At 54.4% G+C, this 24,917-nt stretch carries 20 protein-coding genes and 1 riboswitch; of the genes, 12 read left to right on the top strand and 8 right to left on the bottom strand.

Annotated features, from left to right (window positions below; all coding sequences use genetic code 11):
• Nucleotides 1–130: 130 nt before the first annotated feature.
• Complete coding sequence (locus NYE24_RS22485; RefSeq protein WP_036699015.1) at nt 131–1,474, bottom strand: PLP-dependent aminotransferase family protein; 1,344 nt, start codon at nt 1,472–1,474, stop codon at nt 131–133.
• 207 nt (nt 1,475–1,681) lie between these two features.
• Between NYE24_RS22485 and NYE24_RS22480 the strand changes: the two genes are divergently transcribed.
• Nucleotides 1,682–2,620: a DMT family transporter gene (locus tag NYE24_RS22480; protein ID WP_076160163.1), complete on the top strand. Its 939-nt coding sequence runs from the start codon at nt 1,682–1,684 to the stop codon at nt 2,618–2,620.
• Nucleotides 2,621–2,776: 156 nt separating this feature from the next.
• Here NYE24_RS22480 and NYE24_RS22475 read toward each other — a convergent pair whose 3' ends face one another.
• From NYE24_RS22475 to NYE24_RS22465, 3 genes are all read right to left on the bottom strand, one after another.
• A complete protein-coding gene (locus NYE24_RS22475) occupies nt 2,777–5,230 on the bottom strand; it encodes a heavy metal translocating P-type ATPase (RefSeq protein ID WP_036699018.1) in 2,454 nt (817 codons plus the stop codon).
• A gap of 118 nt (nt 5,231–5,348) precedes the next feature.
• Nucleotides 5,349–5,549, bottom strand: a complete 201-nt coding sequence (locus NYE24_RS22470) for a copper ion binding protein (RefSeq protein WP_036699020.1) — start codon at nt 5,547–5,549, stop codon at nt 5,349–5,351.
• Nucleotides 5,550–5,914: 365 nt separating this feature from the next.
• Nucleotides 5,915–6,193 carry a metal-sensitive transcriptional regulator gene (locus tag NYE24_RS22465; protein WP_235218520.1) on the bottom strand — a complete coding sequence of 93 codons (279 nt, stop codon included), beginning with the start codon at nt 6,191–6,193 and terminating at the stop codon, nt 5,915–5,917.
• Nucleotides 6,194–6,528: 335 nt separating this feature from the next.
• Here NYE24_RS22465 and NYE24_RS22460 point away from each other — a divergent pair, with 335 nt between their 5' ends.
• The 9 genes from NYE24_RS22460 to NYE24_RS22420 all read left to right on the top strand — a co-directional run bounded on the left by NYE24_RS22460 (nt 6,529) and on the right by NYE24_RS22420 (nt 14,940).
• Complete coding sequence (locus NYE24_RS22460; protein WP_342476719.1) at nt 6,529–8,049, top strand: MDR family MFS transporter; 1,521 nt, start codon at nt 6,529–6,531, stop codon at nt 8,047–8,049.
• Nucleotides 8,024–8,617, top strand: a complete 594-nt coding sequence (locus tag NYE24_RS22455) for a PadR family transcriptional regulator (RefSeq protein WP_305954397.1) — start codon at nt 8,024–8,026, stop codon at nt 8,615–8,617. Before NYE24_RS22460 ends, NYE24_RS22455 begins: the two co-directional genes overlap by 26 nt.
• A gap of 229 nt (nt 8,618–8,846) precedes the next feature.
• Nucleotides 8,847–9,059: a hypothetical protein gene (locus tag NYE24_RS22450; RefSeq protein ID WP_342476718.1), complete on the top strand. Its 213-nt coding sequence runs from the start codon at nt 8,847–8,849 to the stop codon at nt 9,057–9,059.
• Nucleotides 9,060–9,124: 65 nt separating this feature from the next.
• The gene (locus tag NYE24_RS22445; protein ID WP_342476717.1) at nt 9,125–10,102 is read left to right on the top strand and encodes an aldo/keto reductase; all 978 of its coding nucleotides are present in this window, start codon (nt 9,125–9,127) and stop codon (nt 10,100–10,102) included.
• 989 nt (nt 10,103–11,091) lie between these two features.
• Nucleotides 11,092–12,408, top strand: coding sequence for a hypothetical protein (locus tag NYE24_RS22440; protein WP_342476716.1), 1,317 nt, complete (start codon nt 11,092–11,094; stop codon nt 12,406–12,408).
• A gap of 1 nt (nt 12,409) precedes the next feature.
• The gene (locus NYE24_RS22435) at nt 12,410–13,009 is read left to right on the top strand and encodes a signal peptidase I (RefSeq protein WP_342476715.1); all 600 of its coding nucleotides are present in this window, start codon (nt 12,410–12,412) and stop codon (nt 13,007–13,009) included.
• 104 nt (nt 13,010–13,113) lie between these two features.
• Nucleotides 13,114–13,710 (top strand): TasA family protein, encoded by a 597-nt coding sequence (locus NYE24_RS22430; RefSeq protein ID WP_076162439.1) that lies wholly within the window; start codon nt 13,114–13,116, stop codon nt 13,708–13,710.
• A 39-nt stretch (nt 13,711–13,749) separates the two neighbouring features.
• Nucleotides 13,750–14,340 (top strand): TasA family protein, encoded by a 591-nt coding sequence (locus tag NYE24_RS22425; protein WP_036695621.1) that lies wholly within the window; start codon nt 13,750–13,752, stop codon nt 14,338–14,340.
• 267 nt (nt 14,341–14,607) lie between these two features.
• Nucleotides 14,608–14,940 carry a helix-turn-helix domain-containing protein gene (locus NYE24_RS22420; RefSeq protein WP_036695620.1) on the top strand — a complete coding sequence of 111 codons (333 nt, stop codon included), beginning with the start codon at nt 14,608–14,610 and terminating at the stop codon, nt 14,938–14,940.
• A 146-nt stretch (nt 14,941–15,086) separates the two neighbouring features.
• Here the strand turns inward: NYE24_RS22420 and NYE24_RS22415 are convergent, their stop codons facing one another.
• Nucleotides 15,087–15,230, bottom strand: a complete 144-nt coding sequence (locus tag NYE24_RS22415; RefSeq protein ID WP_143803895.1) for an anti-repressor SinI family protein — start codon at nt 15,228–15,230, stop codon at nt 15,087–15,089.
• Nucleotides 15,231–15,264: 34 nt separating this feature from the next.
• A riboswitch (cyclic di-GMP riboswitch) is annotated at nt 15,265–15,368 on the bottom strand.
• A 496-nt stretch (nt 15,369–15,864) separates the two neighbouring features.
• Between NYE24_RS22415 and NYE24_RS22410 the strand changes: the two genes are divergently transcribed.
• Together NYE24_RS22410 and odhB are read left to right on the top strand one after the other, a co-directional pair.
• Entirely contained in the window at nt 15,865–18,732 is a 2,868-nt protein-coding gene (locus NYE24_RS22410; RefSeq protein WP_036695619.1) for a 2-oxoglutarate dehydrogenase E1 component, read from the top strand.
• Nucleotides 18,733–18,791: 59 nt separating this feature from the next.
• A complete protein-coding gene (odhB, locus tag NYE24_RS22405) occupies nt 18,792–20,099 on the top strand; it encodes a 2-oxoglutarate dehydrogenase complex dihydrolipoyllysine-residue succinyltransferase (protein ID WP_342476714.1) in 1,308 nt (435 codons plus the stop codon).
• A 590-nt stretch (nt 20,100–20,689) separates the two neighbouring features.
• Here odhB and NYE24_RS22400 read toward each other — a convergent pair.
• The 3 genes from NYE24_RS22400 to NYE24_RS22390 all read right to left on the bottom strand — a co-directional run bounded on the left by NYE24_RS22400 (nt 20,690) and on the right by NYE24_RS22390 (nt 24,452).
• A complete protein-coding gene (locus NYE24_RS22400; RefSeq protein ID WP_036695617.1) occupies nt 20,690–21,940 on the bottom strand; it encodes an OFA family MFS transporter in 1,251 nt (416 codons plus the stop codon).
• 122 nt (nt 21,941–22,062) lie between these two features.
• Nucleotides 22,063–22,794 carry a LytTR family DNA-binding domain-containing protein gene (locus tag NYE24_RS22395; protein ID WP_342476713.1) on the bottom strand — a complete coding sequence of 244 codons (732 nt, stop codon included), beginning with the start codon at nt 22,792–22,794 and terminating at the stop codon, nt 22,063–22,065.
• Nucleotides 22,791–24,452, bottom strand: coding sequence for a sensor histidine kinase (locus NYE24_RS22390; protein ID WP_327196384.1), 1,662 nt, complete (start codon nt 24,450–24,452; stop codon nt 22,791–22,793). The genes NYE24_RS22395 and NYE24_RS22390 overlap by 4 nt, the downstream gene beginning before the upstream one ends.
• Nucleotides 24,453–24,917: the final 465 nt, after the last annotated feature.

The following is a 24,917-nucleotide window of genomic DNA, read 5'->3' as shown; positions in this document are numbered from 1 at the left end:
TATTATGATCCCATTTCGCGGCCCATACAACAAGAGTGGCTCCCTTCCAGCCTCTTTCAGACTCTTCCGCCCTCTTTCGCCTCTTGCTCCTCTTCTTCCTCTTCTTCCGCCTCTACGGCCTCTACGGCCCCTACCACCCGCTCCCGCGCTTCACCTCCTGGACAACCGTCAGGATTCCCTCATCAATCTGCGTAAGCCCCGCCCGGGAAATACTGATGCGCAGGAATTTGTCCCGGGTCTGGTAACCCGGCAGATAGAAGCCATTCCCGGGTACCACGCGGATCTTCCGCCCGGCCAGGCGCTTGACCAGACGCTCCAGGTTGACGGTGAGCGGCAGCTTGAACTGGATATAGATGCCGGAGCTGTCCGCAGAGGCTTCGATTAAGCCGTCTGTATTATGCCGCCCGAGTGCTTCGTATACCGCGCGGATTTTTTTGGCATACATGGCTTTGATCTTGTGCCTGTGATGCCCGTACATCCCGTTCTTGATGTATACCTCAAGCGCAGCCTGTGACAGCAGCGAGGTATCGGTGTAGCCTTTATAGGAGCGGAAGGCCTCCAATAGGGGCTGCGGCACAACCACCGCACCGAGCCTAAGGCCCGGGAAGATGATTTTGGAGAAGCTTTTGAGATAGATGACATGGGAAGTCTGGTCATACGCATAGATCGGGTCATAACGCCGTCCGATCCCCAGATCCGCCATATAATCATCCTCGGCGATGTAGACATCGTATTTGGCTGCCAGTCCGGCAATGACCTTGCGTTCCTCTGTGCTGTAGGTTGTCCCAAGGGGGTTGTGATATCTGGGCATCGTATAAAAAAACTTAAATCTCCCGCTGGCGAACTTCTCCTCCAGCTCCTGCAGGTTAATGCCCGCCGCCGAACGCCCGATTCCGCTCACCGGCAGGCCCTCAGCCTCCAAATACCGCAAAAAAATATCATACCCCGGCTGTTCCACCAGAATCTCCGTTCTGCCGCTGGGAAAAGGCATTCTAGCCAGAATCTCCAGCGCCTGCTGAATCCCCGAGGTAATCAGAATCGACTCCGCCTTGGCGAACACCTGATACTCCGCCAGATGCGACACCAGGGTGCGGCGCAGCGTCTCCAGCCCCAGGGCATCACCATAGGTGAACAGATGGTATTTGTACTGATCAATCGCCTTATTGAGGCAATGCTGGAAGTCCAGGTACGGAAAGACGTTCAGATCCGGCGAAGCCGAAGCAAAATCAACCGTCCCTTCGCTCCCCGCCGCTGCCGAATCGTCACTCTTGTCCACCATGTAATAGCCGCTCTGCGGAATAGAGTAGATCGTATGCGTCCTCTCCAGCTCCCCGTATGCCTTCAGAATCGTACTGACGCTGCAGCCGTAGATTTCTGAAGCACTGCGCACAGACGGCAGCTTATCCCCCGGGCGGTACTGCCCTTCCTTCATCTGCCGCTCCAGCTCTGTGATCACCTGATGATATTTGTTCATCGCCCGCCTCCGTTCGCCGTCATTACCCTACTATGCCGTGTATTTTATCCTATTATTCTTCCCTTATTATATAGGATCGCGGCAGACTGTACCGGTACAGTTGAGGAAAGCTTGTATTGTTGGTGTACGCCTTTTCCTTTAATTTTAAAGTAATAGATCGAATGTTTACAGCATCCAATCTTCACTAACCTATAAGGAGATGTACCCATGCACAAACAAGGACTCAAGCTGGCCTACAGCTTCGCCGTACTCAATGCGGTCATTATCGGCTTCTCTTTCCTGTTCACCAAAGTGGCTCTCGTTCATGCCGGGCCGCTCGACACGCTGACCTTCCGGTTCGCCGCCTCGTTTGCCGTGATGTCGGTTCCGGTCGCCCTCGGCTGGGTCAAGGTTTCCTACCGGGGCAAGCCGATTGGCCGGGCCCTGCTGCTCGCCGCGATGTATCCGCTCGGCTTCTTCACCCTGCAGGTCTTCGGACTTCAGCGCGCCACCTCAGCCGAGGGAGGCATCCTCTATTCATTCACTCCGGTGGTGACGATGATCATCGCCTCGATTTTCCTGAAGGAGAAGACCACCCTGCTGCAAAAGCTGTGTATCTTCCTCTCGGTATTCGGCGTGGTATTCATCTTCGTCATGAAGGGAAGCGGCATTCAGCTGTCCAATATGACCGGGATTGTGCTGCTGTTCATGACTTGTCTCGCTTTTGCCGGGTACAGTGTGCTGGCCCGCTCCCTCTCCAGCCACTTCAGCCCTGCTGAGCTCAGCTATCTGATGATGGGAGTCGGCTTCGCCACCTTCCTGATCATCTCGCTTACCGGACATACAGTCAGCGGCACGCTCGGGGATTTCCTGAATCCGCTGGGAAGCACAACATTTGTCCTGTCCGCCGTATATCTGGGGGTGGTCGCCTCGCTGGTCACAACCCTGACTTCAACCTATATTTTATCCAAAATCGAGGCCTCACTCATGAGCGTCTTCACCAACCTCTCCACCATCGTATCCATTGCAGCCGGAGCGATCTTCCTGGGTGAGCAGATCACGGTCTATCACTGGATCGGATCATTCCTGATCATCGCCGGGGTTATTGGCACGAACCTGCTGGGCCGGAAAAAGACCGCTTCGGCTTCCGCAGCAGCCAGCGAATAGAGTAGCATGTACCGAATGCGTCTATAGAAGACGCGCATTTAGGTGCTCCCCTCCGCTTCATATCTAACCCAAAGAATCGCCGGCATATGTACCGGCGATTCTTTGGGTTCCTTCCTTCCGTCCGGATGGTTCCGACTCCAGCAAGCCGTATAATTCTTACAGCTTGACGCGCTGTAAACGCAGCGCGTTCAGTACAACAGATACCGAGCTGAAGGCCATCGCGGCTCCGGCCAGCCAGGGCGCCAAGAAGCCGAGCGCCGCAATCGGGATGCCGAGCGTGTTGTAGGCCAGCGCCCAGAACAGATTCTGCCTGATATTGCGCATGGTCTTGCGGCTCATCAGGATCGCATCCGGGATGCTCATCAGATCGCCGCGCATCAGCGTGATGTCCGCCGCCTCCATCGCTACATCGGTGCCGGTGCCGATCGCCATGCCCGTATCCGCGGTTGCCAGCGCCGGAGCATCGTTGATGCCGTCACCGACCATTGCTACCTTGACTCCGCCGCTCTGGAGCCTGCGGATCTCTTCCGCCTTGCCCTCAGGCAGCACCTCCGCCAGAACCGTGCGGATGCCCGCCTGATCCGCAATCGCCTGGGCCGTAATCTTGTTGTCTCCGGTAATCATGATAACCTCAATACCCATAGCATGCAGCCGGGCTACTGCCTCGCGTGAGGTATCCTTAATCGTGTCAGCCACGGCAATCACTCCCGCTACCGCATCCTCCACGGCTACCAGCATCGCTGTTTTACCCTCTTGCTCAAGCCGGGTCATGATCCCTGTCCACGGCTCGATATCCAGCCCGTTCTCCACCATCATCCGCCGTGTGCCTACACTTACCTTCTGGCCGTCCACTACCGCCGACACCCCGCGGCCTGGTACCGCCTCGAACTGGCCCGCAGGCGGCAGGTCGATTCCTCTACCCTGTGCTCCAGCCACAATGGCCTCCGCCAGCGGATGCTCCGAGAGCTTCTCCGCAGCCGCTGTTATGGCCAGCAGCCGGTTCTCGCCAAGCACCCGGCCTTGCGCAGCTATTGCGGTAGTTGCTACAATATCGGTCAATACAGGCTTGCCGTTGGTCACGGTCCCGGTCTTATCCACGACAACCACCTTCACGCCCTTCGCAGCTTCCAGATGCTCCCCGCCCTTGAACAGGATGCCGAACTCGGCGGCCCGGCCGGACCCGGCCATAATGGAGGTTGGCGTCGCCAGTCCCAGTGCGCAAGGACAGGCGATGACAAGCACCGCAATGGCTTTTTCCAGGGCCTCTGCAAACTGCCCCGGCGCTCCCCAGATATACCAGACCCCGAAGGTTACAGCAGCAATACCAATCACAATCGGCACGAAGATCCCGGAGATGACATCAGCAATCCGCTGGATCGGTGCCTTCGAGCCCTGCGCTTCCTCCACGACTCTAATGATATGTGCCAGCGCCGTATCACGGCCGACCTTGCGGGCTTTAACCCGCAGCATTCCGTTCTTGTTCATCGTAGCTCCGATAACAGAATCCCCCGGCTTTTTCTCCACCGGGATACTCTCGCCTGTGAGCATGGATTCATCGACGGAGGACAACCCCTCAACGACTTCACCGTCTACAGGCACCTTCGTGCCGGGCTTCACCAGCACAATATCGCCGATCACTACATCCTCCACGGGAATGCTCAGCTCCGCGCCGTCACGCAGCACCAGTGCAGTCTTGGCCTGAAGCCCCATCAGGCTGCGGATCGCATCCGACGAACGCCCCTTGGCCAGCGCTTCTAACCACTTGCCTACGAGAATTAACGTGATCAGAACCGCACTGGTCTCGAAGTACAGCTCCACGGTGTGGTGCATCCCGCTCATTTTCAGAGAATCAATCGTCAGGTATAAGCTGTAAAAATACGCCGCAGAGGTACCCAGCACCACCAGCACATCCATGTTGGCACTGCCATTCTTCAGCGCCTTATAGGCGCTGACATAGAACTGCCAGCCGATCACGAACTGAACCGGGGTCGCCAGCACAAGCTGGAACCAGGGATTCATGAATAGCTCAGGCGTCCAGATCCAGGTTGTGAACGAGAAGTGGCCCGCCATGGCCCAGAGCAGCGGGAGAGACAACAACGCGGAGATCATCCACTTATTCCGCTTGCGTGTAATCTCTTCACTGCGCTGCTCCGCGATATCCTTCCGGTCCTGCTTAAGTGACGCCTTATAGCCGATGCTGCTCACCTTATCCATAATCTCGGCTGTACTGACATTGCCCGGCGAATATTCCACATGCGCAGTCTCCAGCGCCAGGTTGACATTCACAGCCGCGATCCCCGGCATCCGTCCCAGCACCTTCTCAATGCGCGCCGAGCAGGCGGCACAGGTCATGCCGGTAATATCGAAATCCGCCGACTCCTTCAGCGTATCGTAGCCAAGGGAGCGGATCTTCTCCTCGATCTGCGGCACATCCATAACCGCCGGGTCGAAGCCCACCGTAGCCTGCTCCAGTGCCAGATTGACATTCGCCCGGGATACCCCCTCCATGCGGGACAAGCCCTTCTCAATCCGCGCCGCACAGGCGGAGCAGGTCATGCCGGTAATCTGCAGCGTTGCCTGCTGCGGGGCGGCCTCTGTACTCTTTTCCATCCTCATGCACCTCCACATACCCCCAAGGGGTATATTTATCTTGAAAAGAAAAGGCATTGGCGCCCGGCCCTGTACCCCAGGGTTCCCTGCTCCAAGCCCTTATATTACAAACCTTAGCTTACACTACGTCGTAGCCCTGATCTTCAATAGCGGCCTTGATCTTATCCAGGCTTACCGCATTCTCATCGAATTCAACCGCCACCGTCTTCGCCGGCAGATCCACCTTCGCTGCAGCGCCTACACCGCTCACAGCCTTCTCTACAGCACTTACACAATGACCGCAGGACATTCCTTCAACATTCAGTGTTACGTTCGACATTTGAATAACCTCCTAATTATTGTTGGTACACGCTTAATTTGTGTTCATATTCTACAGCCGGATATATAGATTGTTCCGTGAGGAAGGGGTGGCTGTGCTTGATTGTACTTTATACAACAGATGCCGGATAAATCAGCCTCTGAGTGGAATCTATTGTATTTTGTACATTAGTTTTTCTGCTTTTAGGCACTTTCACCTTATTTCCCTGACTTCAATTGTACGGAATACAATAGAATGGATATTTTAATCGTTAAGCAGGAATTCTATTGCACAAAGTACAATCAGACCCTTGGTCGTTATTCTTTTTTCTTCCTCACCACAGCCTGGAGAATTCGAACTATTAAATCCCATACAAAGCACAACCTTTATTTCATCAGCTTGTTCACCGTAACCAGCAGTTCGTCAATCACCTCATGCTCACCGGCTTCGATCCGTTCGATAATGCAGCTCTTCATATGGCCTTCAAGCAGCAGCTTGCCCACACTGTTCAGGGCCGCCTGCACCGCCGCCAGCTGATTCAGCACATCATCACAGTAGGTATCCCGTTCAATCATGCCTTTGACTCCGCGGATCTGCCCTTCAATCCGGTTCAGCCGGGTCGTCAGCCCATTCTTGAATTCCGGGGAATGATGACTCTTACGCACACCGGAAGCAGTAGAATGGCAGGCTTCTGCACAATCCTGTCCGGCAGGGTCCTTCTCATTTGTAGACACAGGAATCAGCCTCCTTATTACCAATATAATATACCCCCCATGGGTATGTCAAGACCTCAGGTGACAAGCAGCCTTTTTCCCTCCTCCAGATACTTTGCCCTATTGCAGCAGGAATAAAGGACCGGCAGATAAGGAATACCAAGTACACGCATGCAAGTTCCCAGCAGATCCCAACCTGTATGTCCTCTTTAAAAAAACAATTGCCACCCTATTCAAATTTGACTATAATGAAATTCCATTGAATTTTAAACATAAAGGAGCTTAACATGCACAGCAAAGAAAGTAATCTCAAGCTCGTCATTGTCGGACTGCTGCTCGGTATTCTGATGTCAGCCATGGATAACACCATTGTTGCCGCAGCTATGGGCACGATTGTCTCCGACCTCGGGGGACTGGATAAAATCGTCTGGGTCACCTCCGCCTACATGGTCATGGTTATGGCCGGAACCCCAATCTTCGGCAAATTGTCCGATATGTACGGACGCAAACGGTTTTTCATCTTCGGGCTTATCGTGTTCCTGATCGGCTCCGCCCTGTGCGGAACGTCGGCGAGCATTACCCAGCTCAGTATTTACCGTGCGATACAAGGGATTGGCGGCGGAGCACTCATGCCGATTGCCTTCACGATTGTCTTTGACATCTTCCCGCCTGAGAAAAGAGGTAAGCTCACCGGACTCTTCGGTGCTGTCTTCGGAATCTCCAGTGTGATTGGGCCTCTGCTTGGTGCGTATATCACCGAATATGTGAGCTGGAACTGGATTTTCTATATTAACCTGCCCATCGGGATTGTCTCGTTCTTCCTTATTATGACCTCCTACAAGGAATCCATCACGCATTCCAAGCAACGGATTGACTGGGGCGGCGCGTTCACCCTGGTGGCAGGTATCATCTGCCTGATGTTCGCCCTGGAGCTTGGCGGTAACCAGTATGCCTGGGATTCTGCGGCCATTCTCGGACTGTTCGCTGCGTTCGCCGTGCTTCTGATCGCCTTCATTATCATTGAAAAATTCGCGGCAGAGCCGGTCATCTCTTTCGCCATGTTCCGGCAGCGCCTGTTCGCAACCAGCAGTATACTTGGCTTGTTCTATGGTTCAGCATTCATCGTAGCCACGGTATATATCCCAATATACGTCCAGGGGGTATACGGCGGCTCCGCCACCAACTCCGGCCTGATACTGATGCCGATGATGATTGGTACCGTAATTGGCAGCCAGTCCGGCGGCCTGCTTACCACCAAAACGAGCTTCCGCAACATCATGCTGCTGTCAGCAGTCTGCTTCGTGGGCGGGATCTACTCCCTCAGCACCTTAACCCCGGAGACCCCCCGGATGGCGCTTAATGCCTTCATGGCATTGACCGGCTTCGGCGTGGGCTTCTCCTTCTCCGTGCTCAGCCTGTCTTCTATCCAGCATTTCGACATGCGCCAGCGCGGTTCGGCAACGTCCACCAGTACCTTCATGCGCTCGCTCGGGATGACGCTGGGGATTACAATCTTCGGCATTATCCAGCGTAACCACTTCGCCTCCGAGCTGAGCACAGCCTTCGGAGACAGCGGGCAGGCCGCTTCCTTCGGCGACCCGCGTTCCGCGTTAACACCCGAGGCCAGAGCACAGATTCCGGCGCCTGTACTGGAGAAAATCACGAACTCACTGTCTTCGTCGATCTCACATACCTTCTTGTGGGCCATCGTTCCGGCGGTGCTTACGGTGGTGTTCGTCCTTCTGATGCCGAAGGACCGTCTGCTGCCGCAGGGCAGCCAGCATGGTGCAAATCAAGGTCAGCGGTAAGCCCATGCCGATGAAGCTGCTGATTCTGGGACTTTTGCTGGAGCGGAATATGCATCCCTACGAGATTACCCTGGTCATGAAGGAACGCTCTATGGATCAAGTCATCAAGCTTCAGACCGGTTCCTTATATTACGCCGTGGACAAACTGGCCGCAGGCGGCCACATCGAGGCGGTGGAGATCATTCACAGCCCGGACCGGCCGGATAAGACCATCTACCGCATTACGGATAAAGGCAAAGAATTGATGGAGCAGCTCATTCTCCAGCAGATTAAGAAAAGTGATCCGCCGTATCATCCGCTGTACATGGCCCTGGCCCTCGCGCGTCATATCGACCAGGGCAAGGTGGCGAAGCTGCTGGAGGAACGCATCCGGGAGGCGGAGCATCAGGTGAATTATGCCTATCAAGTATACGAGGAGCATATCTCCATCGTGCCCCGCTCGGTGCTGCATATGATGTACGGCAGATATGAACATAGCCAGACCGAGCTGAAATGGCTGAAGCGCCTGTATGAGGATGTAGCCGTCCGCAGACTGGATGATATCGGCAGACCGATTATCGGAGACTAATAAAATACCTATGAACCAGGGGGATTGTCTATTCTGCCGTTACCGGCAGCAGGCAGTCCCTTTGGTGTCTGGAGTACGTCCTCGTATCGCGGATTTCAGCCGCTGTAACTGTTTAGCGAAGACAATATGTGTTTATGTAGGGAGCAAACCGCCGGCGAGCGGCTTAGGCAACTGGACTGAATGCCAACCCCCGCCTGACGGATACTCTGGAAAGGGAAGTGAAGCCGCTATGAGCGATGACAAACAGCCGATCAGAGACGAACGCGACCACCCGGAGCAATACCCTGCGGACAAGCCCAGCCTGTTCGATGTAGATGAGAGCCAGCAGCATGTGGACCCGATACCCGTAGAGGACCTGACACTCGAGAAAGAGGAAGAGAAGGATAAAGAGACCACGAAGCACCGTTCCTCCAGCGACAAGCGATACCACACCGGGTTCTAAAGGTGTAGGCTTGTCCGGTAGCATAACCGGAGCATTCTCAAGCTGAATACTATGGAGGGATCACTTTGCTGAAGGCGTTACCCCTTAACCGGCGCGGCATACCTGCCAGCCGTATCGCGCTGGGCTGCATGGGACTGGGAGGAGGCTGGGACCGCGAACCGGTCACCGCTGCGAATATGAAGCAGGGGCATGAGGCGCTGGATGCAGCGCTGTCGATAGGTATTAATTTTTTTGACCATGCGGATATCTATACCCGGGGCAAAGCGGAGAAGGTGTTCGGGCAGATCTTTAAGGAACGGCCGGGGCTACGCGAGGACATCCTGCTTCAGTCGAAATGCGGCATCAAGCTGATGGAGCCAGGCGAACTCTCTAATAGCTTCGACCTCTCCAGGGAGCACATTCTGTCCAGTGTTGATGGAACTCTCACACGGCTGGGCACAGAGTATATTGATATTCTGCTGTTGCACCGCCCAGATCCGTTAATGGACCCCGAAGAGGTGGCGGAAGCGCTGCATCAGCTCAAGGCCTCCGGCAAGGTGCGCCACTTCGGCGTCTCCAACATGAGCGCCGCCCAGATCCAGCTGTTACAGACTTATTGCGACGAGCCGTTCATAGTCAATCAGCTGCATATGAGCCTGTCCAAAATCAGCTGGGTCGACGCCGTACTCAGCGTGAACCGCGACCCGTGGAAGGACATTACGTTCCCGGAGGGCACCATGGAGTATTGCCGTGCCGGGAACATCCAGCTACAGGCCTGGGGCCCGCTGGCCCAGGGACTCTTCAGCGGACGGCCGCTTGACGGCCAGCCGGACAATGTTGTGAATACAGCAGCCATGGTACGGAGACTTGCTGACGAGAAGGCTACGACACCCGAGGCTATCGTCCTGGCTTGGCTGATGACGCATCCCGCAGCTATTCAGCCCGTCATCGGCACTGTGAATCCGCAGCGGATATCCGCCTGTGCAGGCGCAGACCAGCTGGAGCTATCCCGCAAGGAATGGTATGAGCTGTACATCACCTCGCGCGGGGAGAAACTTCCTTGAGTTTGTATTATATTGGGAATTGCGTGAAGGAACAGGTTCAGCGAATTCGGACATTTTCATAAAACTAGCGGAGAGGGGCTGTCCTAAAAACCATGAAATGGCTGCTTAGGACAGCCCTTTATTGCGGAGTAGAGTCAACGTGAGCACTTGAGTGGACGCTCCGCTGTTTAAGTGGTAACGAAACACCCAATCATAAGAGAATATCATTTGAATTCTCTTCCACAACAGAGAAAGCAGCGATTCTCCATTAACGGAAGTATCGCTGCTTTTGGGACAACCCCTTCTTTGCCAACGAATACACTAACCCATTCGTTTAGCCGACTGGTGCAGCATCCGAATTGTGTTCGGTTTTTCGCTTACATTGGGCCCTATTCTTCACCCCGCCCACTTTCGCCCCATCCAGGTGCACTTATGCTCCTCATTTACGCTCCCCGCCCACTTTTGCCCCATCCAGGTGCACTTATGCTCCTCATTTACGCTCCCCGCCGACTTTTGCCCCATTCAGGTGCACTTGTGCTCCTCATTCCCGCTCCCCGCCGACTTTTGCCCCATTCAGGTGCACTTGTGCTCCTCATTTACGCTCCCCGCCGACTTTTGCCCCATCCAGGTGCACTTGTGCTCTTCATTTCCGCTCCCAGCCGACTTTTGCCCCATTCAGGTGCACTTATGCTCCTCATTTACGCTCCCCGCCAACTTCCTGCACTTAACACCTATTTACTTCATCACCCCCTCGCTTTTCTACTCGCCTCACTCCGTTCCTCACACTCACTCCAGCCATTCGTTCTTTATAAAGAACATTTGTGAAAAACAGCGATACCCGCAGCTATAGCGAGATATCCCATCCAATTCGTACTTTATTGCGAACATTTCGCTGAAATTAACATTTTTCTTTTCCAAGCGGTGCAGTGTATGATTTGCTTACGATATCGTTCTTTATAAAGAACGAATATAACGAATAACTCATTAGCAAGTTGAGAGGGGGCTTAGCTATGTACCCCAGATCTGCCAAGCGGCGCAAACGAAAAACCAGGAAGCTCGGCCTGCGGATTCTGCATTCGGGTATGGCCGTATCTGTGCTACTGATGTACACCTCGGGCCAGATCGGCAGCACCTATGGAGAGTTCAACACCTCCCAGGAGCAGATCAGCTCCATCGGGCTGTGCTCAGTATTCCCGGGTCAGATTGAACAGCTGTTGTCCGAATTCAGCGGTCACATAAGCACCCTCATGGAGCTGAAAGCTTCCCTTGGCAGCCATAGCTTCAGTGGAGTGTATGACGCCTCAATCGCTACCGGAGAGTTGTCACTTGCAGAGCTTGATCAGGCTGCGGACGAACTCTCGTCGCAGCTCACTCAAGCTGGCAGCGAGATCGATCTGCTGGAGAAGCAACTGAGCTTCAACGGGACGGTCTGGCAACAAATCCTGCAGGAAATTGGCTATGCAGCGGCCATTCTGCACAAGCTCGGAGGGTATATGGTGAATCTCGACCCTAACTGTCTGGAAATCCGTGATGCACAGTTCTTCGACCAGATTCAAGAGAGTCTTCATCAAAGCGGGATTCTGTCGGAATCGCTGGCGGAGACGTTAAGCGGAATTGTGCAATACCTTGGCTCGATTCATGATATCGGCGGATCATTGCCCACTGGCAATCCTGACCGCGTCTTACTCCGGCAGGATGACTACAGCTTCCCTGCTGAAGAGCCTATCCTCTCGTTCGTAACCAGCGCCTATCAGGCAGATTCGCAGGTATCCCCCGCGCTGCTGGCCGCGTATGAGCAGTTGAATACCGAATTATCAGCATCCAAGGATACCCTGTCCTCCACAATCCACACCTTGCAGGAACGGCTGGCAGAAATCGCTGACGCCAAGACGGCCCTTGAGGACAAGGCGAAGGCACAGCAAGAGGAAGAGGAACGACTGGCGCTTGAAAAGGCCAATAAAGCCAGAGCGGAGGAAGCCGAGCGGCTCGCCATAGAGAAGCAGAAAGCTGCTGACGAAGCGCTGAAGCTGGAGCATGAACAAGCCCAGAACCAGCCGCCTGCCACCAGTCCTCCTGACAAAAGCCAGCCGGTAGAGGAGCCCGCTCCCGAAGCTCCTGTACAGAACACCCCAGTCCCAACAGCTTCAGCAGCTGAGGTTATTGCTCCAGCAGCCACTCCGGCGCCTGAGATTCTTTTACCGGAAGCGGCTCCAGATCATGAACCCGGCAGCGAAATTCCAATTCCGGGCACTGTGATGGACGGCGGGCAACCTGCTCCTGCAGCTACACCGGCTCCACAACCCGATACCAGCAAAGGCGGCGAATAAGATGCGCATCCGTAAAATAGCGGGCACGATAATCTCCACACTAATTCTGATGGTGTTCCTGGTGCTGATCACAGCCGTTGTGATCTCCAAAGCCTCCGGCGGCGAGCCCTCTTTCTTCGGCTACCAGATCAAGACGGTATTATCCGGCTCCATGGAGCCCGGCATACAGACCGGTTCCATTGTGGCCATTAAGCCGGGCGGAGACATGAGCCGTTTCCAGAAGGGTGATGTGATCACTTTTTTGAATCCCGATAATATTCTGATCACCCACCGCGTGGTCGATACTGAGCTGAACAGTGCTCTGGGGGAAGCCAGCTACACCACCAAGGGCGACAATAATGACTCAGCCGACACCGCCGCCGTCAGTTCCACGAATGTGGTAGGTGAGTACACCGGCGTGACCGTCCCCTATGTGGGCTATGCCATGAGCTTCGCAGTCTCCAAAGCCGGAAGCGTAGTGCTGATGATTATTCCCGGACTGCTTCTGCTCCTCTACGCGCTGTATTCTTCCTGGAAGGCCGTTGCGGCACTTGAAAAGAAGAACGTCTCGTCTTCCGCAAACAACGGCGGCGGGCCGGATACTGTGACTGACCTCGTATAATGATCAATTGTCCTCTCCCGTTTACGAAACGCGGAGCCACAATACAGCTTGCCGGAAGCCCCGGCTATGCACAAACCAGACTCATAAGAGAGAGGGATGAACAAATGAACGTCAAAAAAACATTAGGTCTCGGCGTTGTATCGGCAGCATTAGGCTTGACCCTGGTCGGCGGAGGCACCTTCGCTTACTTCAGCAGCACCTCTACTACCTCATCTTCTTTTAACAACGGAACTTTATCACTGAAGTCTGATCCCTCTGTCATTGTTAATCTCAGCAACCTCAAGCCGGGAGACAGCATCTTAAGAGATTTCAAGCTTATAAATGACGGGACGCTTAACATTCCCAAAGTAGTGCTGCGCACCTCATCGGCCATTACAGACGCTCTGGGAGACAACGGCTCCCATAATTTCAAGGATGATATTATTGTGACCTTCCTCGCGAACAAGGATAAGCAAGAAGCGCCGCTTCTGGTCATCTCGCTGGCCGATTTGGAGAAGCAGAGTCCCGATCTGGTGGCCCGGGGAATTCTCGGAGCGATCCTGGGCGGAGAGAAGTCCGGCATTAAAGCCGGAACCTCCGATAATCTGCTCATTCAATTCGCCTTCAAGGAGACTCTCCAGCCGCAGAACTATTATCAGGGCGATACGCTTGCGCTGACGCTGAATTTTGAAGCCAACCAGGAAAAAGGCAGTCTCAAATAATTTACCAACAAAACAAACCATTCGAGGAGGAAATTAATCATGGGTATCAAAAAAACATTGGGTCTTGGCGTAGCATCAGCAGCACTGGGTTTGTCTTTAATCGGCGGGGGCACGTTCGCTTACTTCAGCTCCACAGCCACCAGCACGGCAACCTTCGCCGCAGGTACGCTGAAGCTTGGCTCTTCCTTCAATACTCCGGTAGCGTTGACGAATCTGAAGCCGGGAGACTATACCGTCCGCACCTTCACCTTGTCCAATGACGGCACACTGGATATCAAATTCCTCAAGCTTGCCACCACTTACACCGTGACCGATGCCAAGGGCGATAACGCAGGCCAGGATCTCGGAGACCACTTCAAGGTCAAGCTCCTCGATAATTCATACACCGGCGGTTCATTAAGCGGTCATGTGCTGTCCGAGATCTCCCTGAAGGATCTGAAAAACACCCCCAGCTACGATCTCGTAGCAGCAGGTATACTGCCGGGAGGGATTGCCGCAGCCGGGTCCAAGACCTTCAAGATCGCCTTCGAGTTCGTGGACAATACGCTCGATCAGAATATTTTCCAGGGTGACGGCTTAGCATTGAACTGGACCTTCGATGCACTTCAAGGAGTGGGAGAAGCCAAGTAGGCCAAAGCTGCATTTATCGATCAAGAACGGCATATCCTCCCCCATCCGGGCCGGGTATGCCGTTTCCTTTTCCCCGCTTCCGGGTTCAAGGATTTTTGTCCGATTTGCAGATTTTTGTTATACTGACAAGTGGAAACGGCTTTGTCTTCTTTTTAAAGAGCGGCACCGTTTCTGCGAGAAAGATAGGGCTACGGTATAGCGCGAAGCATATCACTTCTTATCTTTTACCAAAAAAGTACGGAGGGCGTTGTAATCGTGTCAGATACTATGGGAAGCCGCATCCACAAACTCCGGCTGGAGAAGGGCTATTCGCTATCCGAGCTTGCGGATAAGGCTGATGTGGCGAAATCATACCTCAGTAATGTGGAACGGAATATTCAATCCAACCCCTCCATTCAATTCATCGAAAAAATCGCAGACGCGCTTCAGGTATCCATTCATGTACTGCTGTATGGCGGACTGGCAGAGACGGAAGAACAGGCGCTGGACGGGGAATGGTTCCGGCTGGTTCAGGAGGCTATGGCCTCCGGTATAAGCAAACGCGAATTCAAGGAATTCCTCGATTACCAGAAATGGCGCATGGAACAAAAGGACAACTAGACGTAGCATCGTATGCCTCAAGGAAGACTCCGCACGGCAGGGAGGCCGCCTTCGGCGAGGGCATTCTTTCAAGCGGCATGCAGAAAAGGCACAGCGTACCGGACGCTGTGCCTTTTCTGTATGTATCCTAACAATGATGACCGCCCTTACATCGCCTGGAGTGCCTTTTCACTTAGAAACCGGCGGATATCCTCCGCCGCGATCCCCGCCTGCTTGGCAGACATCAGCAAGTGCACCCATTCTAAATCCAGATCTACTGCCTGCAGCTCGTCATTCCCCTGGTTGGACATATCCAAGAAATCTCCTCCTAGAATTTTCGCGTCCCCAGGCAGTCCGGCCATCATAGTAGTATTGCTACTTTGTAGTATCTCTACGTTAGATCCGAGACTTTGTGCCCCTGTCTTTCGGCAGGTTTACCTTTTACTGGACCCTTTCCATCATGAAAGGATCTGGCAAGAATCGATGAAACCGTTCTCCGCAATAACATTATACAAGATCATACGCGATTAGTGTGTCGTTTTCTGGAATTTTTTTATGATAAAATGTGAGGAAACTTAGCTGAAATTGCCAGCGGCTTGTATAAATATTTCCAGTTCCAAGTTCAAACCCTAAGTAATAGTTTAATTATGCTAAAGGGAACTCTAACTACTCCGCTTTACCGCACCACGCAACATCGTATAGAGACAATTACCCATCTGTATAGATAACGGACAGTGATATGGATTTATTTCTATTTATGATAGTTCCGTATGAATACTGTAATGAATCATGCCGAATTGCGAACGGATTGACCGAAAGTATGAATTGATTACCCCGCCGGAAAGTAGCACAATAGGATGAGAATGAAACCGCAAACATTTGCAGCTCCGCCAAGTGGCACACTGGATGCCTCGCGTGGAGTTTATCCGTTAGGAGGACCTATTCATGGCAGTCAAAGAGCCCTATAACGACACAGTATGGAGCAAATACTACGGCCCCAATCTGGGCTACATCCAAGAAAGATATGAGCAATTTGTCAAGGACCCCTCTTCTGTTGAACAACATTACCGCGATCTCTTCACCGTATCCGGCCCCCCTCCACTGGCACCCGATGCCGAGAGGGCTCCAAGGCCTGCCGTATCAGCAGATGCCGAGTGGCTCAAGAAGGCTGTCAAGGCCTCGAAGCTGATCGCCAATATTCGAATATATGGCCATATGGCCGCAGACATTGACCCGCTGGAGCGCAGCAAGAACCCGATGGCCAAATGGCTGGAGCTGGAGACCTACGAGCTTACCCGCGAGGATCTTAATGCTCTGCCCGCTTCGCTGATCTGGGATAATGCCCCTGCAGATGTGCATACCGCGATGGATGCCGTCCACAGAATGCGTCAGGCCTATACCCAGACCATTGCCTATGAATTCGGGCATGTGCATGATGAACGCGAGCTGCGCTGGCTCAACAGCCAGGCGGAATCGATGACCTCCCCTGCCCCGCTGAATAATACAGAGCGCAAAGAGCTGCTGAAGCGGCTGGTTCAGGTGGAGCATTTCGAGACCTTCCTGCACAAGACCTTCGTCGGCCAAAAGCGGTTCAGCCTGGAGGGCAATGATGCCCTCGTGCCGATGCTGGATGAGATTGTGCGGGCCGCCGCGCATGACGGCGCAGAGCATATCCTGATGGGCATGGCCCACCGCGGAAGACTTAATGTGCTGGCTCATATTCTGGGCAAGCCTTATGATATTATTTTCTCGGAATTCCATCATTCGCCGAACAAGGAACTGTTCCCTTCGGAAGGCTCCATGGGCGTGACCTACGGCTGGAGCGGTGATGTGAAGTATCATCTCGGGGCTGACCGTGCCGTCCGCGAAGGCGAGACCGTGCGCACCCGGATCACACTGGCCAATAACCCGAGCCATCTTGAATTCGTCAACCCTGTCGTCGAGGGCTTCACACGCGCCGCACAGGAAGAGCGCAACGATCCGGGACTGCCTAAGCTGAACACAAGCAAGGCCATGGCTGTGCTGATGCACGGCGATGCCGCCTTCCCTGGAGAGGGCATTGTCGCTGAGACGCTTAATATCGGCAAATTGCAGGGTTATCAGAATGGCGGCACCGTGCATATTATCGTCAATAACCGGATCGGATTCACCACAGAGAGCGAGGATTCCCGCTCCACCCATTATGCCAGCGACTTGGCCAAAGGGTATGAGATTCCGGTCGTGCATGTCAATGCCGATGACCCGGAAGCCTGCATTGCCGCAGTACGTCTGGCCAGTGCTTACCGCCATATGTTCAAGAAGGACTTCCTGATTGATCTAATCGGCTACCGCCGCCACGGGCATAATGAAATGGATGATCCTGAGACCACCCAGCCGATTGTGTACGGCAAAGTGCGTAACCACCCTACAGTGTACCGCGCTTATGCAGAACGCCTGGAGCGCGAGAAGGTAATTACAGCAGATGATCTGAAGAACATGATTGCCGAGGCAGAGAGCGTCCTCCAGCAGGCCTTTGACCAGATGAAGGAAGGAAAGCACAAGAATGCGGAGTCCAAAACCGCCGTCGCGCTGGATAACGACAGTCCCCAGCAGCGTCCGACTGCCTTCCCTCTTGCCGGTCTGCAGGAGATTAACCGTGAGCTGCTGCGCGTACCGGCCGGCTTCAAGGTCTATCCGAAGCTGGAACGGATTCTGCAGCGCCGCAAGGATGCGCTGAATGACGGAGAGCGGGTAGACTGGGCGCTGGCAGAGACACTTGCCTTCGCTACCATCCTGAAGGATGGCACGCCGATCCGCCTCAGCGGACAGGATGCACAGCGCGGCACGTTCGCCCACCGTCATCTGGTGCTGCATGACAGCGAGAACGGGGAACTCTATGCTCCGCTGCATCAGCTGAGTGATGCCGGCGCTTCATTCGGCGTCTACAACAGTCCGCTGTCCGAGGCCTCTGTCCTTGGCTTCGAATATGGTTATAATGTATTCGCACCGGAGACCTTCGTCATCTGGGAGGCTCAATACGGCGACTTCGCCAATGCCGCTCAGGTCATTATTGACCAGTTCATTTCAGCCGGCCGCGCCAAGTGGACGCAGCGCAGCAATCTGACGATCCTGCTGCCTCACGGCTATGAAGGCCAAGGACCAGAGCATTCCAGCGGCCGAATGGAACGGTTCCTCCAGCTCTCCGCTGAGGAGAACTGGACTGTAGCCAACCTGACCACTGCTGCTCAGTATTTCCATCTGCTCCGCCGTCAGGCCGCACTCTGCGGACAACCGGATGCCCGGCCGCTGGTGATCATGGCGCCGAAGAGCCTGATCCGTAACACGCGCAGCACCTCAGCCGGAGCTGACCTCGCTTCGGGCACCTTCCAGCCGGTTCTTCCCGAGCCGCTGCTCGGCAGTAAACCGGAAGCCGTGAAGCGCCTCGTGGTATGCAGCGGCAAGGTGGCCATCGACCTGCAGACGGAGCTGGAGGCAACACGCGGACAGGACTTCTCCTGGCTGCACATTTTGCGCATGGAACAGCTCTATCCGTTCCCGGAACGCGAGCTTGGCGCTCACCTTAGCGGCTTCAGCTCTCTGGAGGAGATCGTCTGGGTACAGGAAGAACCGAAGAATATGGGCGGCTGGACGTATGCCGAATCCCGGCTGCGCGCCATCGCACCGCAGAAGGTCACTGTCCAGTACATCGGCCGTCCGGACCGTTCCAGCCCGGCCAGCGGCTATGCAGATGTCCATAGCTTCGAGCAGCGGCGCATTGTCCGGGAAGCCCTGAAATTGAATGCTACAGTGCAAGCACCTGTACCGTCTTCCTGAGTACAGCAAGGCGGTCATCCGATATTACGCACACCACTATATTTGGGGAGGTACGGCCTGTGTCCGAGATAAAAGTACCCGATTTGGGCGAATCGATTTCCGAAGGAACGATCTACAAATGGCTGGTTAAAGAGGGCGACACTGTCGGCCAGGGGGATGTGCTTGCCGAGCTTGAGACCGATAAGGTCAATCTGGAGATCAGTGCGGAGGAGGACGGCGTCATCTCCTCCATCCTGCGCCAGGCGGGCGAGAACGTTGCCGTTGGCGAAGCCATCGGCATCATCGGCAGCGCCGCCGGTGCAGGCGCTGCCAGCAAGCCGGCAGCAGACAGCGCTCCGCAGGGCGGCAGCGCGCCTGCTGCTGCCGCAAGTGCCGCAGCGGCTGAACCGGCCGCTGCTGTAACGGCTCCAGCCGCCGCCGAAAGTGCGGCGGCAGGCACTGCGGCCCTGGCTTCGCCGGGGGCGCGCAAGCTGGCACGGGAGCGGGGCATCGACCTCGGCGAGGTCAGTGCCCGCGACCCTATCGGCCGGATCGGTCAGGCCGATGTGGATGGTCATGGCGCAGCGGGGCCGCAGGCCGCTGCGCAAGCGGCTCCGGCTGCGCGGCCGGAGCCGGCGAAGCCCGCGCCGCCGGCAGCGGGCAAGGCGCCGCACGCCGAGGACGGCAAAGCCACCGAGCGCAAGCGCATGTCGCGGCGGCGGCTGACGATTGCCAGCCGCCTGGTCGAAGCGCAGCAGACGGCCGCGATGCTGACCACCTTCAATGAGGTGGACATGACCGCCATTCTCGACATCCGCAAGCGCCGCAAGGATGCCTTCAAGGAGAAGCACGAGGTCGGACTCGGCTTCATGTCCTTCTTCACCAAGGCCGTCATCGGCGCGCTCAAGGCTTACCCGATGCTGAATGCCGAGATCGACGGGGAAGATCTCCTGCTGAAGAAATATTATGACATCGGCATTGCCGTAGCTGCCAAGGAAGGCCTGGTTGTACCGGTCGTCCGCGATGCCGACCGGCTTAGCTTCCCTGAGATTGAGCGGCGGATCGGCGAGCTGGCCTCCAAAGCGCGCGCCAATACGCTCAGCCTGCCGGAGCTACAGGGTGGAACCTTCACCATCACGAACGGCGGAGTGTTCGGCTCCCTGCTGTCCACACCGATCCTCAATACCCCGCAGGTCGGCATTCTCGGCATGCACAAAATCCAGCTGCGCCCCATCGCACTGGATGAGGAGCGCACGGCCAACCGTCCGATGATGTACATCGCCTTGTCCTACGATCACCGGATCGTGGACGGATCAGAAGCGGTCAGCTTCCTGGTCAGAGTCAAGGAATTGCTGGAGGACCCGGAATCCCTGCTGCTGGAAGGCTAAGTCTCCGGCCACACAGTTTCTCCATCCGCTTATCTGATAACAAGTGGAAACGGCTTTGCCGTCCTTTTGAAGGACGGTACCGTTTCAGCGAGAAATAGAAGGATAATGTATAGCGTGAAACATATAAATTCTTATATTTACACAAAGGCACCCGGCGGAGCGTAACCCTACGCTTCCCGGATGCTTTTTTTCATATCCGCTGACTCCGCTATCCCCGCTCATACCAACATGCGCCTGTTCTCGGCAGCCCACGCACCTCCGCCGCGCTGAATGTAGTCGGTTTTTCGATTACATTCGGCCTTCGCGGCGCACCCAGTCCAATTGTGATCGGTTTGCTGAATTAAGTACGGACGACATTCTATAATAGTCACACTGCTCATTTTCATGCTGGATTTGTGTCTCGAAAGATAGGTTTGTGTTCGACCATGAAAAAAAGACATCCCCCACCCGCTTACACAAGCGTAGGACATCTCTTCTCCGAACTATTCTCTTTGTCTATAGTACTCTTATCTGTCTATAGTACTCTTATCTGTCTATGGTACTCTTATCTGTCTATAGTACTTCTCAAGCCGACACAAGTCGATATATGGTTAAGCCGAATTCCGTGAAGGCTTCAGGCTCATTCCCTTAGCTGTAGCCGCTCTGGCTACCGGAGGCTTCAGCGAAACCGCCAGGATGCAAGCCACAATACACAGCAGCCCGATGATGTTAAAAGTGGGCTTGAACCCGCCGAGGAAGGCGGCGATGAACGAACCGGACAGCGCGCCGATCCCGAAGCCCTGATAGATAATGCCGTAGTTCTTGCTGTGATTCTTCAGGCCGAAGAAGTCACTGACGATCGCCGGGAAGACGGTAATGTTACCGCCGAAGCAGAAGGCGATGGCCGCCACACAGGCGAAGAACAGGCCATAGCTCAGCGTGGCATAGCTGAGGGTAAACATCGCCACAGCTGTTACCGCCAGCGTGATACTAATCAGCTTGGTCCGGCTTACCCGGTCGGATAATGCGCCAAGAATCAGGCGTCCGGCAGTATTAAAAATAGCGATCATCGCTACAGCATTCGCCGCCGTCGCCACATCCATCCCCGCCAGCTGCACACCGATATCCTTCACGATACCGATCAGGTAGAGGCCGCTCATGCAGGCGGTGAAGAAGATTACGAACAGCAGGTATGCTTCCTTCGTGCGGAGCATTTCTTTTACCGTATAATCCTTAGGCAGAAGTTCAGCCCCGGAGGCGGCCAGCTTCGGATTTCCCTTGACAGGTGCAGCTACCGGAGCCTCCCGGACCAGCAGCGAGCCGATGAGGATCATCGTCATAACTATAAGGCCCCAGTATAGAAAAGCATTCGACACCCCCGCCGATTCAATCAGGCCGCCGTTGATGTATTTGAAGATCAGGCTGCCCGTTCCGTATGCACCCACGGACACCCCGGAGATCAGTCCCTTATTCTTCGGGAACCACTTCATCAGGTTGGACAGCGAAGTAATATACGCCGTTCCGTCCGCATACCCGACTACTACACCAGCCAACAGGTAGAACATCGGCAGGGAACTGGCCTGCGAGCTTAGAATCAGCCCCAGCCCCAGCAGTATGCCTGAAGCTGCGGTCAGTCTGCGGAGACCGAACCGGTCCTGCAGCTTGCCTGCGAACAGTGTGGCGAAGGCCAAGGCAAAGCTGGTAATAGAAAACGTTATCGAAACTGAGCTAAGCTCAAACCCAAATGTACTCACAAGATGTGCATTGAACAGGCTCCAGGTGTAGATGGTACCGAGTCCCATTTGCATAATTACTGTACCTAGTACGATGAGCCACCGTTTACTGGCTGTATCCGTTATCATCAGAATTCCCTCTTTCTCGCTGAAGTCGCTTCAAGGCTTACTTTGCCTCTTCATTGTAGCGAAAGGAGCTCCTTCTGAGAGAAATCCGGAATGAGATGACACTGACAGGGAATGAACTGCCGTTAGAGACGCATAATCTGCCTGAATTCCTTCACCTTACTACGGCTGACGGGTACCTCGACATTCAGATCACGCAGCCGGAGCAGATAGGTATTGTTGAACCAGGGGATGATTTCCTTGATTTTAGACAGATTGACCAGATAGGAGCGGTGGCAGCGGAAGAACTGCTCCTGCGGCAGGCGGGTATGGAATTCGCTGATACTTAGAGCCATGCTGTATTCCTCCCCCTTGGTGATCACACTCGTTGTTTTCTCCTGCGCCGAAGCATAATAGATCTCGTCTGCATTGACGACGATAATCTTTTCATTTTTCCACAGATTGACCTTATCGCTGCCCAGCTTCACCAGTCCCTCTTCCCCCTGGCGGCTCCCGCCCGTGATGGCACCTTCCAGCTTCTGCAGCATTGCTCTGATCCTCGTCTCGCTGTAAGGCTTCAGAATATAGTCGAACGCTTCAATCTCGAACGCCTCGGCGGCATGCTCCTTATAGGCTGTAATGAACACAATATACGGCTTGACCGCGAACCGGCTGATATTATGGGCCAGCAGCACCCCATCAATTGAAGGGATATTGATATCCAGGAAAATCACATCCACCGTATCCGTCTGCAGATACTTCAGCGCATCCAGCCCGTCCTCGAATTCCGCTGCAATCTTGATCCGGCTGTGGGTCTGAATCAGATACGTAAGCTCCTGTCTTGCCAGCACTTCATCCTCGACAATGATCGCTCTCATCGCTGCTCCTTTATCACATCAAAATATATTTCCGTCCCCTTAGCCAGCCGCCGGATGATCAGACCTGTACCATAGATCAGCTTGATGCGCTGGTGCACGTTGTTGAGGCCGATTTTGTTGCCTTCCATGCTTCCGCTGTAGACCTTCGCAATCGTCTCTTCACTGATCCCCGCTCCGGTATCGGCAATTCGCACCCTTACACTGTCTCCGTGGTCCTTGACCGAGATGTCCACAGTTCCGTTCCCCTTCCCCTTCAAAATCCCGTGGATAATCGCATTCTCCACCAGCGGCTGAATGACCAGACTCGGAATGCGTACCGCCACCTCATCTATATCGTACAGAACACTCAGGCGGCTGCCGAAGCGGGCCTTCTCAATCTCCACATAATGCTGCACCTGCTGCAGCTCGCGCCGGATATCTATAGACTCATCGGTCAGCTCCAGATTATACCGCATATACCCCGACAGATTGACGATCAGCTCGCGCGCCTTGTCCGGGTCGATCCGGATCGAGGAAATAATCGCATTCAGCGCATTGAACAGAAAATGGGGGTTGATGCTGGTCTGCAGTGCCTTCAGCTCGGCCTTGTTGGCCATCTCCTTGATCCCCTCGACCCTTGAGACCTCCATCAGTGTGGAGATGATCTGTGACAGCCCTACAGCCATAGCCTGGAGGGAATAGGTGATTTTATGCGCGTGGGTATAGTAGATCTTGAGTGATCCCGTCACCTCCCCCTTCTCCTTCAGCGGAATAATGATCAGCGAGCGGATGTCCCGGTTCATGTACTCGGTATCGTCGTCACGGATGGTAATCTCCCCGCTGCTCAGCGTCTGCTTCGTCTCTTCACTGATAATCTCATTAGCTTCGGCATAATATTCTTCCCCGACACCCACGTAGGCCAGAATGACTCTGGTATCGGTAATGGCCACCGCATCCGCCCCGATATCCTTCTGGATGATTCCGCAGATGGTACGCAGGGACTCGGGATTAATACTGCGGAAATACGGAAGCGTCTTATTGGCAATATCCAGCGCCAGCTTGGACTGCTTCGCGGCAATCCGTTCCTTCTCCCCTTCTACACTCTGCACAAGCGTAACAATCAGTCCGGCACAGATCTGCCCCATTATCATCGGAAAAGCAATCTTGGACACAATGTCCACCCCCAGCGAATGGGGATCAGCCATCACCAGAATCAGCGCCATCGTCAATGCCTCACAGGCCATTCCGGCGGCAATGGCAGCGATCCAGCGCCGTTCAGGCGAAGTGCGCCGGTAAATGATCCCGGATACCACACCCGCTGTAATGCTGGTAATCAGACACGGGAGCGAGGTGACCCCGCCGATATCGATCAGGAAGCGGTGTACGCCTGAGATGATCCCGGTAATCAGCCCGACCCAAGGGCCGAACAGAATCCCCCCGGCTATAATGGCGATAATCCGCACATTGACCAGAGACCCCTCCACATTAATTCCGCTGTAGGTTCCGAAGATGGCGAACAGGCTAAAGATGACCGTGACAATCGCCAGCTCCTGCGGCGCATGAACGCCTTTGGCAAAAATCTCCTTGAACCTCGGCACCCGGCTCAGGACGAACAGACACATCAGCAGCAGCGCTGCCCGCTCAAACAATTGCAGCAAAATACTCAGATTATATTGCACACTCACGCCTCCATAGGACAAGCTATCGGTCCATTATAAGTTGGGATAATGGTTATAGCAATCTGCGCTGCGGCCTCTAATGGTTAAGGTAATCCTATTGGATTTCCAAACCGGGCATGTCTGTTCCCTCGGTATAAAAGCCCTTCTATTGCGGAAAATTAACTATTATCGTATGGTTTCTTTAAAGGAGTGATAGCTTGTGCGTCTAGCTTTTTGGATTGTATTTGCCTTTGTTGGCATTTTGATCTTTTGGATAGTTGGCGGCTTAATTGGCCGTAACAAACGAAAGTAATCTATAGGGGCTATAACAGCCCCTCAAAATAACTGCTGCACCTTTTCTTCGGACTGTGCAACAAACACAATGACTCTCGTTGAAAAACATGTATTAAGCTAACTGGCAGGATAGCAATGATTGGCTAGCGAAATGATAATAAAGAAAATATGGAGAAGTGTTCGAAGAGTCGA

The sequence above is a fragment of the Paenibacillus sp. FSL H7-0350 genome (genome assembly GCF_038593195.1).
Classification (GTDB): domain Bacteria; phylum Bacillota; class Bacilli; order Paenibacillales; family Paenibacillaceae; genus Paenibacillus_AQ.
This window is presented reverse-complemented; position numbering and strand designations above follow the sequence as displayed.

Coding starts and splice junctions, on each gene's coding strand:
- NYE24_RS22485 (WP_036699015.1), bottom strand. CDS start 1,474: ATGAACAAATATCATCAGGTGATCACAGAGCTGGAGCGGCAGATGAAG.
- NYE24_RS22480 (WP_076160163.1), top strand. CDS start 1,682: ATGCACAAACAAGGACTCAAGCTGGCCTACAGCTTCGCCGTACTCAAT.
- NYE24_RS22475 (WP_036699018.1), bottom strand. CDS start 5,230: ATGGAAAAGAGTACAGAGGCCGCCCCGCAGCAGGCAACGCTGCAGATT.
- NYE24_RS22470 (WP_036699020.1), bottom strand. CDS start 5,549: ATGTCGAACGTAACACTGAATGTTGAAGGAATGTCCTGCGGTCATTGT.
- NYE24_RS22460 (WP_342476719.1), top strand. CDS start 6,529: ATGCACAGCAAAGAAAGTAATCTCAAGCTCGTCATTGTCGGACTGCTG.
- NYE24_RS22455 (WP_305954397.1), top strand. CDS start 8,024: ATGGTGCAAATCAAGGTCAGCGGTAAGCCCATGCCGATGAAGCTGCTG.
- NYE24_RS22450 (WP_342476718.1), top strand. CDS start 8,847: ATGAGCGATGACAAACAGCCGATCAGAGACGAACGCGACCACCCGGAG.
- NYE24_RS22440 (WP_342476716.1), top strand. CDS start 11,092: ATGTACCCCAGATCTGCCAAGCGGCGCAAACGAAAAACCAGGAAGCTC.
- NYE24_RS22435 (WP_342476715.1), top strand. CDS start 12,410: ATGCGCATCCGTAAAATAGCGGGCACGATAATCTCCACACTAATTCTG.
- NYE24_RS22430 (WP_076162439.1), top strand. CDS start 13,114: ATGAACGTCAAAAAAACATTAGGTCTCGGCGTTGTATCGGCAGCATTA.
- NYE24_RS22425 (WP_036695621.1), top strand. CDS start 13,750: ATGGGTATCAAAAAAACATTGGGTCTTGGCGTAGCATCAGCAGCACTG.
- NYE24_RS22420 (WP_036695620.1), top strand. CDS start 14,608: ATGGGAAGCCGCATCCACAAACTCCGGCTGGAGAAGGGCTATTCGCTA.
- NYE24_RS22415 (WP_143803895.1), bottom strand. CDS start 15,230: ATGTCCAACCAGGGGAATGACGAGCTGCAGGCAGTAGATCTGGATTTA.
- NYE24_RS22410 (WP_036695619.1), top strand. CDS start 15,865: ATGGCAGTCAAAGAGCCCTATAACGACACAGTATGGAGCAAATACTAC.
- NYE24_RS22400 (WP_036695617.1), bottom strand. CDS start 21,940: ATGATAACGGATACAGCCAGTAAACGGTGGCTCATCGTACTAGGTACA.
- NYE24_RS22395 (WP_342476713.1), bottom strand. CDS start 22,794: ATGAGAGCGATCATTGTCGAGGATGAAGTGCTGGCAAGACAGGAGCTT.